This is a genomic window from Roseivirga sp. (assembly GCF_965216855.1).
Lineage (GTDB): Bacteria > Bacteroidota > Bacteroidia > Cytophagales > Cyclobacteriaceae > Roseivirga.
In genome coordinates this window covers 1,412,884-1,425,716 of sequence record NZ_OZ244204.1, presented here as the reverse complement: position 1 = coordinate 1,425,716, position 12,833 = coordinate 1,412,884, and the positions used below count along the sequence as shown (strand labels likewise).

The following is a 12,833-nucleotide window of genomic DNA, read 5'->3' as shown; positions in this document are numbered from 1 at the left end:
AACCCATTCAACAAAGTCCAAAGATATGTCTAAAATTCAAGTCACTAAAGTAGAGACCCTGGCTGGACACCAGGATTGTGTTTATATTCTTGAGAAAGGTCCTGAGCCACATCTCTTTTTTTCATCAGGAGGAGATGGGGTTATTGCTCAGTGGGATTTGAACGATTTGGAAAATGGACGCATGTTGGCCAAAGTACCCAGCTCGGTATATGCCCTATGTTATTATCCGGAGAGAAATGCCTTGATTGTGGGTCAGAATTTCGATGGTATACATATCATCGATCTAACTGAAAGAAAAGAGAAGGGATCAATTAAACTGGGTAACACTCAGATATTCGATATTAAAGTAGTTAATGACCATGTCTTTTGTGCCCTGGGCAATGGCGAAGTTCATGTATTAAACCTCACTACTCTGGAGACGGTGAAAGTAATCAGAGGATCTGAACAAAGCGCCCGTTGTATAGCAATCTCTGAGGTCAATCAGGAATTGGCTGTTGGGTTTAGTGATAACTGTATCAGAATTTATAACCTTCAGAACCTCAGTGAGAAAAAGGTTATTCAGGCACATAAAATATCTGTTTTCACAGTACAATATTCACCAGATCAACGTTACCTTATCAGTGGTAGCAGAGATGCCCACCTGAAAGTTTGGGAAGTGAGTCAGGCTTATGCACTCAAACAATCGATTGTGGCGCATATGTATGCAATTAACCACCTGGTTTTTAGTGCTGATGGTAAACATTTTGTAACTTGTAGCATGGATAAGTCCATAAAGGTCTGGGATGCCAGGACTTTCCAACTGCTCAAAGTGATCGATAAGGCGAGACACGCAGGTCACGGTACTTCTGTCAATAAAGTACTTTGGACCAATTTCAACAACCTATTATTGTCGGCAAGTGACGACCGGAGTATTTCAATCTGGGATATCAATTTTAATTTTTCTGAGGAATGAATATTACACCATTAGAAATTAGACAAAAGGAGTTCGAAAAGAACTTCAGAGGCTTCGACAAAGATGAGGTTAAGGCCTTTTTAAACTCACTTTCCATAGAGTGGGAGAAACTAAACGATGTTAACAAAGAGCTGAAGTTTAAACTTGAAGCAGCTCAGGAAGAAGTGAAGAAACTACGAGAAGTGGAGAATTCGCTCTTTAAGACTTTGAAAACTGCTGAAGATACAGGAGCCAATATGATTGAACAGGCTACCAGAACAGCAGAACTACACATGCGTGAGACGGAGATGAAGGCTGATGCTCTTATGAGCGAAGCTAAGTCCAGAGCCAAGTCTATCATTGAAGATGCCGAAGATAAGGCACGCATGATTGTCGATGATATGGAAGACGAAATTCGTCAACTGGAACAGGTGTTCAGAAGTATGGATGCCAATAAATCATCCTTGATTTCCGATCTCAAAATGTTGGCAGAAGACATTCTTTCAAAGATCGGTCGACATGAAGACTTTCCAGCAGATATTAAACCCCACCTGAAGAAGGCAAAGGAGCTCGCAAGGGAGGTCAATGACAATGTGGCTCCCGTAGATGTGAACAAAATCATCGCCCACAACGAGAAGAAAGAAGCAGAAGCCAGTATAGATGAAATGGTCGAAGATTCAGACGATGAGGAAACCATAGAAATGGTTGAGGACATTGATGAGGCGCCTGTGGCGGAAACACCTCAAGAAGAAAAGGTGAAAGAACCTGAGGCTAAAAAAGAGCCTAAAAAAGAAGAGGTGATGGAAGATGCTTCTGACAATAAAGAGAAGGGTTCATTCTTCGATCAGTTCGACTAATTTCAGTTTTCCAGGTCAATAATATTCATTCCAACCTTTACGAATCAATGAATAAAGATATCGTGGCACTGGAAGGCATGGAGTTCTATGCCTTTCATGGTTTTTATGAGGAGGAAAGAGAAAAGGGTAACCATTTTGTGGTAGACGCTGCCCTGACTACTTCTTTTGACCAGGCTGCCGATACAGATGAACTTTCAGGTACAGTTAATTATGAAGAACTCCACAGTTTAGTGCAAAAGGAGATGGAGATTCCGTCAAAACTATTGGAACATGTGGCAGGAAGAATCATCAATAAATGTTTTGAAAGCTTTCCACATGTCACCGAAGTAAAAGTTTCGGTGGCTAAGAAGAATCCACCAATCAAGGCGAAAATTGAGCAATCGAAAATAACGATGGTCAGAGCTCGATAAATCTTCGCTCCTTATATTCTTTGCTATTTATTTTGATCACCGAACTAGCAAAGTGTGCAAAGACTTATTCTATATCAGAACAATCCACCATCTTGCGGCCTATCTAAGCAATGACTCCAGCACAGGCCGAAATATCCCGATTGATAGACCTTCTGACAATTGAGAAGGATGAAGATTATGCCCAGTATCAGCAGAAAATGCTGAATACTTCTCTCGATGAAAGAAGAAGGCAAGGTGTTACCTGGTATCCTGTAGTAAAGACTAACCACTTCATTAGTACCGGTGAAAGGTATACCATTGAGCTGGAAAGAACTTCACATTTAGAACAGAATCACGCCTTTCAGTCCGGAGCCGTTGTCAACTTGTTTTCCGGACATGACGAAGATAGTTGCTCAACACAAGGGGTGGTGAGTTATATCAGGGAGCATAAGATGAAGATTGTCATCAATCAGGACGACCTGCCTGATTGGATCTATGATGGCAAACTGGGAGTTAATCTATTGTTTGATGAGGGCAGTTACCGCGAAATGCACAAAGCCCTTAAAGAAGTGCTCAATGCAGAGCATGGACGATTGGCTGATTTGCGTGAGACTTTCTATGGCGCAAAGGCTCCGACTTTCAAAAATGGTTTTGAGTTTCAATCTGTCAACCTGAATGACAGCCAGAACAAAGCATTGACTAATATTTTTAATGCGCAGGATCTGGCCGTTATACATGGCCCTCCCGGAACGGGAAAGACCACTACTTTGGTCAATGCTATTAAGGAAGTAGTAAAAAGCGAGAAACAGGTATTGGTTTGTGCGCAGAGCAATGCAGCGGTTGATCTGTTAGTAGAGAAGCTGGATAGTATGGGGCTGGATGTCCTTAGGCTGGGTCACCCGGCCAGACTCACTCCGGAGGTAATTGAGAATAGCCTTGATGTCAAGATTTCCAGGCATGGCTACTTTAAGGAGTTGCGTGAGATTCGAAAGCGCTCTGAGGAATACCGCAGAATGGCCGGTAAGTATAAGCGTAATTTTGGCAGCCATGAGCGAATGCAACGTAATCTGTTGCGCAAGGAAGCCAGAATGTTGAAAGAGGATGCAGATCATATTGAACGTCATATTACGGAAGACTTGCTGGATAGAGCACAGGTGATTGCCTGTACACTGGTTGGTTCTACTCATTCATTGGTCAATGAACGAATGTTCAAAACTGTCTTTATCGATGAGGCTTCTCAAGCCCTGGAACCGGCAGCATGGATTGCCATACGAAAGGCTTTCCGGGTGGTAATGGCAGGAGATCATCTGCAGTTACCTCCAACAGTAAAGTCGATCAAGGCCGCTAAGGAAGGACTGGAGAACACCTTGTTTGAGAAGGCTATGAAGATACCTTCTGCCTCTGTTATGTTGGAGACTCAATATAGAATGCATCCGCAGATTATGGAGTTTTCCAGTAAATACTTTTATCAGGGTGGTTTGATTACAGCCGATTCAGTTGTAGAACGAGAAAGGGCGGCTGAGTACGATCATTTCATTTTCATAGATACTGCTGGTACCGGCTTTACCGAAAAAGTAAAGAAGCAAACGCTTAGTACTTATAATGAGGAGGAGGCATCGTTGCTGGTCAGACATTTAACAGAGAATCAACTCGAGAGTTCTTCTATCGGTATTATTGCTCCTTATAAAGCTCAGGTTGAAGTACTCAGAGACCTAGTCAAAGATGCAGGTGGTCTCGATGATGTCCGTGAGCAAATCAGCATCAATTCAGTCGATGCATTTCAAGGGCAGGAACGAGACATTATCTATATCAGCCTGACTCGGTCTAACGATAAAAATGAGATCGGCTTTCTGAAGGAATACCGAAGAATGAATGTTGCCATGACCAGGGCCAAAACGCGTCTTGTCATTATTGGTGACTCAGGTACCCTGGGAAAGGACCCTTTTTATAATGCCGTGATTGATTATGCACAGCAAATCAATGGCTATCATTCGGCATTCGAATATCTATATTAAAAGCTTTCAAGAATCATGTCGTAGTTGACTCCAGAACCTGCCACTGTTCCTGAAGAAACGGCTACTGACACAGAGCGCATATTGGAAGCATCTCCACAGGCAGAGACTCCGTGAATTGTTGTTCTTTGAAGTGGGTCTACTTTGATTAAGCCATGATCTGTTAGTTCACAGCCGAGCTGTTCAGACAATGGACTATGTTGTTCGAAGCGTGGCCCATGATAAATAGCTTTCAACGGGTGTCTTGACCCATCCTTTAACAGTAACTCGTTTATCTGTCCCTTGTCGTGAAATATTTCCTGTACCTCTGTTTCAATAATTGGAATGCCGTGTTTAGTAATAGACTCCAATTGCTCGTCCGTGAGATGATGAGGACCATTAGTAAAAATACTCAACTCTTGAGTCCAGTGAGAAATTAGCTGGGCATAGTGGTGGGCCATATCGCCACTGGCCAGGATACCGGTCTTTTCCATTCGCACTTCGTAACCATGACAGTAGGGGCAATGGATAACACTTTTACCCCAACAGTCTAATAAGCCGGGAATTTCAGGGAGTAAATCTTTCAGGCCTGAAGCAATAATGAGTCGTTTGGTGGTGAATTGTTCTCCATCAGAAGTTAAAATTTGGAATCCATCTTGTGTTTTTTTTCCCTGGGTTACTAAACCCGACTTGAACTCAACAGTATCATACTTTAACACCTGTTCCAGAGCCAGGCTTGCAATTTCTGCTGGTTTACGGCCATCATGGGTAATGAAGTTATGCGAGTGGGGTGTATATCGATTACAGGGTTTGCCCGAGTCTATGATCAATGTTTTTCGTAGGGAACGTCCAAGGGTCATGGCCGCAGAAAGGCCAGAGTAGCTGCCACCTACCACAATTACATCGTATTGCATCATTTTGAGTTTCTTTGAGTTCAAAGGTACTCATGTGAAATTTAAATGCAACTATGTTGCATAAATGATTTGAAAATACTTGGCTAGCCACTTCAATGAAAACTTTAACTGGTCCTCGTTTGTAACGAGGACTGTCAGATTAGCCTTTAAATGCCTTCGCGCTAAGTGTTTCTGAAAAGGAACTTGACAGTATTGCTGTGTTAGATTGTTTTAATTTACATTTAAAAATTATATTTAATATTAAAAATAAATAATTAAGTATCATGTCAGGAGACACTTACAAGATACAGGATCAATTTGGCTACTATTTTTTGACAATTACTGTTATCCATTGGATTGACATTTTTACACGTGTGGATTACAGAGATGTCATTGTAGATTCATTGAATTACTGCATTCAATTTAAAAAACTAGAGATCAATGCCTGGGTTATCATGTCGAATCATGTGCATTTGGTCGGTCGTGTTGATGCTCCTGTTGGTATGTCTGCTTTTCTAAGAGACTTCAAGAAATTTACATCAAAAAGAATTCTGGACTTGATACAGGAAATTCCGGAAAGCAGAAAAGATTGGCTTCTGGATAAATTTGGTTTCGAGGCCAGACGTACACGAAGAGCTGAGAATTTTAAGCTTTGGAAGGATGGTAATCATGCAGTGAGTCTTCAAAACATCGATGCCCTGAGTAAGATTAATTACATTCATATGAATCCAGTTAGAGCACACCTGGTTGCTAGTCCAGAACATTACCTTTATAGCAGTGCAATTGATTATGCAGGAGGTAAGGGTCTGGTAAAAACTGAGGTTATATGAGGGCGTATACACGCCTTTCTCTAAAAACCTCGTTACAAACGAGGTCGAGATATGAAGTACTTTATTACAAATAGGTTTAAATTCTGACTAAGTCAATAACTCAATCTTTAGAACTATTCCCCAATAGAATGAGATAATCAGTCATTTTAACTGGTCCTCGTTTGTAACGAGGACTGCAGAGGTAAGCATTTCAAATGCCTTTATTCTCTTGGCTCAGATTAAACTGCGGTTTACAATGGAATATATCTGTCTTTCCGTGCCAACCTCTCTACAAACAAGGTAAAATTATTAGTGAGTCTTTTAAGAAGGAAGGCTTCAATCAGATAGAAATAGATCGGGCCAAAACCTCGGCTGCTTCAGGCTTGAGCCTGAACCATAGCTCGGGTTCTATTAGCTCCATTTCAATCACAGCCAGGTTTTCCTGATTGTCACGGATGATATCAACTCTTGCGTAAAATGGTTGAGGCGAGCAGGCAGCTACCGCTTTTTCAGCAAAGGCAATTTCTTCCGCAGTTGGCTCATATTCATGAACCGTCCCGCCAAAGTCGTCTTGTACTCTGAAGTCTCCCGGTTTAGCTATTTTGAGTACGGCATGGGTAAACTGTCCTCCCATAACCATCAATGAAATCTCTCCTTTTTCAACCACATTTTTCTGAAAGGGTTGAAGCATCATTGCCTCTTCCAGAATGAGTTGTTGAAAAGTGGCTTCATGTTCATGGATATTGCTCAGGTCAATTCTGTAAGTGTGTCTGGCTGCTCCTGAAATACAAGGCTTGAGAATACACTCTGTCCAGCCTTTTTGGGCAAACAGGGCAGTAAGCGTGGTAGTGACTCCTATTTCTACATAATGTGTTTCAGGGATATTAATTCCTTTCTCTTGTAGGTCAGACAGATAGTGTTTGTCCATGTTCCAACGAATGAGTTCATATGGATTGATCATTTCAGTTACCTGACTGACCGATTCAAGCCAGTTTTTCCATTCCTCATATCGATCGAAATAGTCCCAGGTTGTGCGGAAAACTATGGCCCTGGTGTGAGACCAGTCAAAGTCCGGATCGCTCCAGCTTTTCCTGCCCACTCGATATCCCTTGGCCTTGAGGGCCTCTACCACAAGGCCATCTTCCTGCAGGATATTCTGAATGTACCAGTTAGGATTTTCAGGGTTGACATAGCGGTCGTCTGTCAAGACAATGATGTCGTAAAGTGAGTCTTCCAAGGCTTCAATTTTGGCGCTAATAAACGAAAGATTACTTACAAATAAGATGGTTTTCTATAACCAAAACGTCCAATGCCGAATTTAGAAAAAGCTCAATGGCCTCGTACGGCTGTTCCACCATAGGCTGTCCTTTTCTATTGAATGAGGTATTTAAAACAGCACCGGTACCGGTTTCCGCTTTAATGGCTTCCAGTAGCCGATAGAATCTGGGATTCCAGCCGGCATCTACGGTTTGTGTTCTGGAGGTACCATCGGCATGAATGGTGGCGGCTAGCTGTTCATAAGCGTCTTCCTGAGGTCTGTCAATCAGAATCATATATGGGCTATCGAACTGGTCCAGAAATAAGCGAGAAAGCTCATTAATCAATATTGCGGGTGCAAATGGCCTAAAGTCTTCTCTAAATTTGATGTTGGCGTTGATATGATCTTGCATGTCCTTGTTGCCCGGGTTGGCCAGTATGGACCTTCGGCCTAAGGCGCGTGGCCCAAATTCACAACCTCCCTGAAACCAGCCTACCGTTTTATTCTCTTTGATCAGACGGGCGGTAGTTGCAACCAGTTCTTCTTCGTCCATTTCTTTTACAGAACATGATTGAAGCTCATTCTTGAATTGATTGTTTAAATCGAAAGTATAGCTTTTCCCGAAGCAGGTATTGCCATTGTGAGCTTGCCTTTTCCCTTGAAGTATTTCTAACCATCCGTAATAGGCGCAGCCGAGGGCCAGCCCATTATCAGCGGCAGCAGGTTCTATATACAGCTTATCGATCAGTCCTGACCTTAGTATCAGGCTGTTGGCCACAGCATTCAGCGCAACCCCTCCTGAATAGGCCAGGGGTAGGACGTCTTTGTTCTTTAAGCGTGATTGAAAGACATATAGTAAGGCCTTTTCAACTTGTCTTTGAGCCCAAAAGGCCATATCGGCATAATGTTGTCGATTAGCTTTAAATCCTTCCCAGTCATTGGCTTCCTGAATTAGAGGTTTGTCCCAATCAGACTTCAGGAATACACGGCCTTCCTTCAATTCAAAAGCCTCATGCTCAATAGCCCGTTTGCCAAAAGGAGCTAACCCCATCAGTTTTCCAACATCATCCATATTACCAAAACAGTAATGGCTGATGGCTGAATAAAAGCCCCCAATAGAATGATTGGTGGTGGGAAGCCAGCCAGACTTCCGGGTGTTGAATGGGCTGAAATCTTTAAAGACTGTGTGGAGCTTTTTCCCATCATAATGGTAAAAGCTGTCTTTTTCACAGATCAGTCCCTCATTTAAACTCAATGCCAATGATTCCAGTGAAGGTAGTGTCGGTTCAGTGCATTGATCATATGGGCTACCACAGCCATCGATTACCAAAACATTGAACTCTTCGAAAGGACAGGTGCCTATGGCACTATAAGCATGAGCCAGGTGATGGGAGATTGAGATGAACCGGTCTTCGGGGAAATCTTCAAAAACACGTGGTCCTTTGAACCGATTTTTCGATGGGATAACAAAGTTTTCACACTGTACTACGAGATCTACCTCTTTCAGACTTATACCAGCCGTCTCAAGGCAATAATTAACGGTCAGTGTGTCGTTTCCTCCATCATGTTTAATTCTGCTGAGACGTTCTTTCTCTATGCCTACCAGAACGTGACCATTTTTTAAGAGTACGGTCGATCCATTATGAGAAAGTCCGGTGCCTAAAATGTAGATGTCTTTTTTCAATGAGTGTGTGTTGTGAGTAGGTATTAGGTCTGGCCGGGACTGATAAAGGTAAAGCCTCTGGCGTCACTGCCCTCATAGAAATCTACCTGCAGACCAATAAGGTACATGGTTTGCCTCTTTTCTATATGAACCGGTATGCCTTCTACCTCATAGTTAATATCACCTTCCTTGGGTTTGTCGAATCCCAGCATATAGCCAAGGCCGGCACAACCCATACCACCTTTTACTCCAATCCTCAGGCCATAGCCTTCGGGAATATTTTTGTTTTCCATAATATTCCTCACTTCAGCAATGGCTTTATCTGTCAGTTTAACTGGTTGTGGTACCGGGATTGTAGAATTTTTCTGCATTTCTGGTGTAAACTTAATACCTATTGTAGATTCTCACTATTTTCAAATCCAAATTGAGCCAATAATTAAGGCAACTGTTTATGGATTATATAACCGAGTTTATCAAAATCTTAGTTCCAGCCATTTTAGTGATGTACGCCATGTTTCTGGTGATGCGGAATTTTCTGCAGAAACAGTATGATCAGAAACTTATAGAAGTACGACTAAAACAAACAGAAACCACCTTGCCCTTGAGACTACAGGCTTATGAGCGTCTGGCTTTGTTACTGGAGAGGGTTTCCCCGAATAACATGTTGCTCAGACTGAGTGATCCTTCCATTTCGGCATTTGAATTTCAACAATTACTGCAAAGGGAAATCAGAGAAGAGCTGAATCACAATCTTTCGCAACAGGTATATGTAAGTGATGAAGCCTGGAAGAGAACCAAGTCTGCAGTGAATGATGTCGTTTCTCTCGTGCAGGCCGCTGCTGAAAAAATGACAGAGAAAAATAATGCAATAGATTTGGCAGAAGCGATATTTGACCGTATGATAAAGGAGAGTTCAGATCCCATTGCCGAATCCCTTACTTTTGTAAAGGCTGAAGCAAGACAACTGATGTAAGATATGGCCAGAACAGAACCTAATGCTACCGAAAAAAGATTTTTCAATCGCTTTAAAGACAAAGCCATGCAGATTGTTGGTGACTCCAGCGCTTTGAAAAATGTATTGGTGAAGGTTCAGGATAAACTGGATAGAATGGAGAACGATGATAGCCTGAAAGGGAAGATCGTTGCTTATCTGAATCTTATCATCCGAATGGTTTCTAACTCAGTTTCTGGCGCCTATCCTGATATGCCCTGGCAAACCATGGTGATGATCATAGCCGGCCTTCTTTACTTCATTGCACCCCTTGATGCACTTCCTGATTTTATTCCGGTGGCAGGTCTTCTGGATGACGCAACTATCCTTGCATGGCTGGGGAAATCATTCAAAGACGACCTTTCCCGCTACAAAGAGTGGGAAGAAGTGAACCTTTCCCGTTAAACATAGTGTTTGCTCATTATTCTAAAAATGAGCAAGGTTATGTCCATCACTTCAGAACTGATTAAAAAAGCTTACGACTATTCGAGCTATCGTCAATTGATTGATGATTTACTGGCCGAAGGTAAAACTACAGGTAGTAATCAATCTGAATCCTATATCAGTTACGCTCTCATGAGCCAAAAGCGAATGAAGAAGTGGGAGAAAATCGGACAGCTTAACCCCGAACTTGTCGAGAAAGTAAAGGACATTACTCAGCCCATGACCTGGTTGGTAATTACCGAAGGCTGGTGTGGAGATGCTGGTCAACTGCTGCCATTTGTTGCCAAACTGGCTGAGGAGAATCCGCAAATAGAACTGAAGTTCATACTACGAGATGAAAATCCTGAATTGATGAATCAGTTCCTTACGAACGGAGCCCGCTCCATTCCCATTATTATTGGTCTTTCTCAGCATCAGGATGTATTAGGACAATGGGGCCCAAGACCTGCTCCTATTCAAAAGGAGTTTCTGGAAAACAAGATTTCAGGAGAGCGCTCAGGAAAAGAATTCAGCGAATACATGCACCTCTGGTATGCCAAAGACAAGGGAATCACCTTTCAAAATGAATTTTTGGCTATTTTAGATGTATGGATTCAAAAACTGCAATCATTGCCGGTGCAAGCGGGCTGATTGGGAGGTCACTCACTCAAAACCTTTTACAAAGCAAGAACTACGGTCAGGTCGTTGCTTTGGTCCGCAAGCCATTAGGCATCCAGCACGAGAAGCTCCAGGAGCTTACCGTTGATTTCGATACAATTTCAGCAATGAATGATTTCCCCAAAGGGGATGATATCTTCTGTTGTCTTGGTACAACCATGAAAAAGGCAGGTTCGAAAGACGCTTTTTATAAAGTGGATTTTACCTACTGCTATGAATTGGCTAAGAAAGCATTGGAGCATGGAGCTGATAGATTCTTTTTGGTTTCCGCCATGGGTTCCAACAAGAAGAGTCGCTTCTTTTACAATAGGGTTAAGGGTGAATTGGAAGATAGAATCTCATTTCTTGATTACAGAACCATTTATATCTTCAAGCCTTCACTGATTAGAGGGCTAAGAGAGGAGCGCAGGCCTGGAGAACGTTTTGCCCAGTTCATTACACGACTCATTCCATTTTTAGGTCCCTGGAAAAAATACAGGCCCATTCATGCAGACAAAATTGTCGATGCCATGATGAAGGTAGCGCGTCAGGAAGATAAAGGTTGCTACTTCTATGAGTCGGAGATCATGAGGAAAATGTAGGCCAATTTGAAGATTTGGCAATGGGTCAATTTGATAATTGATCTAAAATCCGCTTCATGGCCTGATCCACTGTTTTCTTGCCACCGACAATCGGCAAGGTCAGACTGGTGCCATTTAAGTCAATATCAATTGAGTTCCAGGCTGAGATTATGAGGAAAATGCAAGTTGATTTGAAGGCTTTTATTTTTTGACAAGCTGGATTAGCTCTAAAGACATAACATCTTCATTCTCTTCAAAAAGGTCAGTACGAGCTAATAATAGTCCGTCTTGATTGTAGGCAATCATGCTTGGCTGGTAAGAGCTATTGTTTAGTTTTATTTCTGCCAGTTTGTTGTAATTCAAATCATAAGCAGTTATACCCAGATTGGTAGCCTTGTTTCCAGAATCGTATTCCTCTTCTGTTGGTCTTACAAAAGTAATGCGGTAAATGGTTTTGTTAAAAGGATTGAAAATCAGCCCGGCATAGTCAGAGGTCTTCAGGCTATAATCATTCATGTCTTCCCAGTATTCTGGGGAGGGGTTGCTCATCCCTAAAGTGATATCTTCATTAAACGGCTCGAATTGATCGATCCATTGAGATGACGCCATATGCTTAGAGCTCTTATTGGGATCATTCAGGCTGTAAGCGTATAGTTCATCAATGATGGGATAACTTACCAGAATTTCTTGTCGGTCAGGAATGAAAGCTAAAGACGTATTGTATTTGAATGTTGCACCCCAGTGAGCCTCTGAATAACGGTTGGGATATGGATACTGGGTATGGACAGTTTTGTCATTCAGGTTGAATCGCGTAACGCTGGGTACTCCTTGATAGCTTTTCAATCTTCTTTTAAAGATAGAGGGTAAGAATATCTGGTTTCCTGCTATGATCATCCTGTTTAAGCCAATGGGCTCGGGCATAATGGGAACAGAATCATCATCAAAGCGCATGATTACCTGCTTCTCCATCAATTGACCTTCTCTATTGAATAAAAACAGTGAGGCACGGCTGGCGCTGTAAACGAATATGGAATCCAGATTGTGAATCAATAAGGTTGAGATAACCGGATCACCAATACCTTGAGGTCCCTCCCTGTTTAACTGAAAGGAAACCAATTGATCACCAGTTGTGGCCGAGTATATGTAAACAGAGCTGTTAATATAGTTAATGAAAGAAATAACAGGTTCTCCTTCCGTGGTTTGATCAACCCGAAATGTTAATTGTTGGTAGAAATTTGTGACACTGTCTAATTCAATAGAAACCAACTTGCCACTTGGAATCAGGTTAAATGAATGTTCTGCTTCTTCGTGAGAGGTTGGTTGGCAGGAATAAATAAACAAGCCTAATATGGCAGTAATCACAAGTGTGTGTTTCATTGCTGTAGATTTA

The 12,833-nt window shown here is 42.1% G+C and carries 14 protein-coding genes; 9 read left to right on the top strand and 5 right to left on the bottom strand.

Annotated features, from left to right (window positions below; all coding sequences use genetic code 11):
* Positions 1 to 25 precede the first annotated feature (25 nt).
* From ACOOEY_RS06385 to ACOOEY_RS06370, 4 genes are all read left to right on the top strand, one after another.
* Positions 26 to 952, top strand: coding sequence for a WD40 repeat domain-containing protein (locus ACOOEY_RS06385; protein WP_420387847.1), 927 nt, complete (start codon positions 26 to 28; stop codon positions 950 to 952).
* On the top strand, positions 949 to 1,788 hold the full coding sequence (locus ACOOEY_RS06380) for a DivIVA domain-containing protein (RefSeq protein ID WP_420387846.1): 840 nt from the start codon (positions 949 to 951) through the stop codon (positions 1,786 to 1,788). Before ACOOEY_RS06385 ends, ACOOEY_RS06380 begins: the two co-directional genes overlap by 4 nt.
* Positions 1,789 to 1,835: 47 nt before the next feature.
* Positions 1,836 to 2,198, top strand: a complete 363-nt coding sequence (gene folB / locus ACOOEY_RS06375; RefSeq protein ID WP_420387845.1) for a dihydroneopterin aldolase — start codon at positions 1,836 to 1,838, stop codon at positions 2,196 to 2,198.
* 110 nt (positions 2,199 to 2,308) lie between these two features.
* Positions 2,309 to 4,192 carry an IGHMBP2 family helicase gene (locus ACOOEY_RS06370; protein ID WP_420387844.1) on the top strand — a complete coding sequence of 628 codons (1,884 nt, stop codon included), beginning with the start codon at positions 2,309 to 2,311 and terminating at the stop codon, positions 4,190 to 4,192.
* Here the strand turns inward: ACOOEY_RS06370 and ACOOEY_RS06365 are convergent.
* A complete protein-coding gene (locus ACOOEY_RS06365) occupies positions 4,189 to 5,085 on the bottom strand; it encodes an NAD(P)/FAD-dependent oxidoreductase (protein WP_420387843.1) in 897 nt (298 codons plus the stop codon). The two genes, ACOOEY_RS06370 and ACOOEY_RS06365, sit on opposite strands and share 4 nt — an antisense overlap.
* Positions 5,086 to 5,345: 260 nt before the next feature.
* On the opposite strand from ACOOEY_RS06365, the gene ACOOEY_RS06360 reads away from it, so the two are divergent.
* Positions 5,346 to 5,891: an REP-associated tyrosine transposase gene (locus ACOOEY_RS06360; RefSeq protein ID WP_420387842.1), complete on the top strand. Its 546-nt coding sequence runs from the start codon at positions 5,346 to 5,348 to the stop codon at positions 5,889 to 5,891.
* 319 nt (positions 5,892 to 6,210) lie between these two features.
* Here ACOOEY_RS06360 and ACOOEY_RS06355 read toward each other — a convergent pair whose 3' ends face one another.
* Genes ACOOEY_RS06355 through ACOOEY_RS06345 form a run of 3 tightly spaced genes read right to left on the bottom strand, consistent with a single transcriptional unit; the run spans position 6,211 to position 9,162 of the window.
* A complete protein-coding gene (locus ACOOEY_RS06355) occupies positions 6,211 to 7,107 on the bottom strand; it encodes an ATP-grasp domain-containing protein (RefSeq protein WP_420387841.1) in 897 nt (298 codons plus the stop codon).
* A gap of 31 nt (positions 7,108 to 7,138) precedes the next feature.
* Positions 7,139 to 8,812, bottom strand: a complete 1,674-nt coding sequence (locus tag ACOOEY_RS06350) for a carbamoyltransferase (RefSeq protein WP_420387840.1) — start codon at positions 8,810 to 8,812, stop codon at positions 7,139 to 7,141.
* 23 nt (positions 8,813 to 8,835) lie between these two features.
* Positions 8,836 to 9,162, bottom strand: coding sequence for a HesB/IscA family protein (locus ACOOEY_RS06345; protein WP_420387839.1), 327 nt, complete (start codon positions 9,160 to 9,162; stop codon positions 8,836 to 8,838).
* A gap of 80 nt (positions 9,163 to 9,242) precedes the next feature.
* Here ACOOEY_RS06345 and ACOOEY_RS06340 point away from each other — a divergent pair, with 80 nt between their 5' ends.
* The 4 genes from ACOOEY_RS06340 to ACOOEY_RS06325 are packed head-to-tail and all read left to right on the top strand — an operon-like array spanning position 9,243 to position 11,464.
* Complete coding sequence (locus ACOOEY_RS06340; RefSeq protein ID WP_420387838.1) at positions 9,243 to 9,764, top strand: hypothetical protein; 522 nt, start codon at positions 9,243 to 9,245, stop codon at positions 9,762 to 9,764.
* A 3-nt stretch (positions 9,765 to 9,767) separates the two neighbouring features.
* On the top strand, positions 9,768 to 10,187 hold the full coding sequence (locus ACOOEY_RS06335; protein WP_420387837.1) for a YkvA family protein: 420 nt from the start codon (positions 9,768 to 9,770) through the stop codon (positions 10,185 to 10,187).
* Positions 10,188 to 10,214: 27 nt separating this feature from the next.
* Positions 10,215 to 10,856: a thioredoxin family protein gene (locus ACOOEY_RS06330; protein ID WP_420387836.1), complete on the top strand. Its 642-nt coding sequence runs from the start codon at positions 10,215 to 10,217 to the stop codon at positions 10,854 to 10,856.
* Positions 10,814 to 11,464 carry an oxidoreductase gene (locus ACOOEY_RS06325; RefSeq protein WP_420387835.1) on the top strand — a complete coding sequence of 217 codons (651 nt, stop codon included), beginning with the start codon at positions 10,814 to 10,816 and terminating at the stop codon, positions 11,462 to 11,464. Before ACOOEY_RS06330 ends, ACOOEY_RS06325 begins: the two co-directional genes overlap by 43 nt.
* Before the next feature lie 180 nt (positions 11,465 to 11,644).
* On the opposite strand, the gene ACOOEY_RS06320 is transcribed toward ACOOEY_RS06325, so the two are convergent.
* Positions 11,645 to 12,820, bottom strand: coding sequence for a DUF4221 family protein (locus ACOOEY_RS06320; RefSeq protein ID WP_420387834.1), 1,176 nt, complete (start codon positions 12,818 to 12,820; stop codon positions 11,645 to 11,647).
* Positions 12,821 to 12,833: the final 13 nt, after the last annotated feature.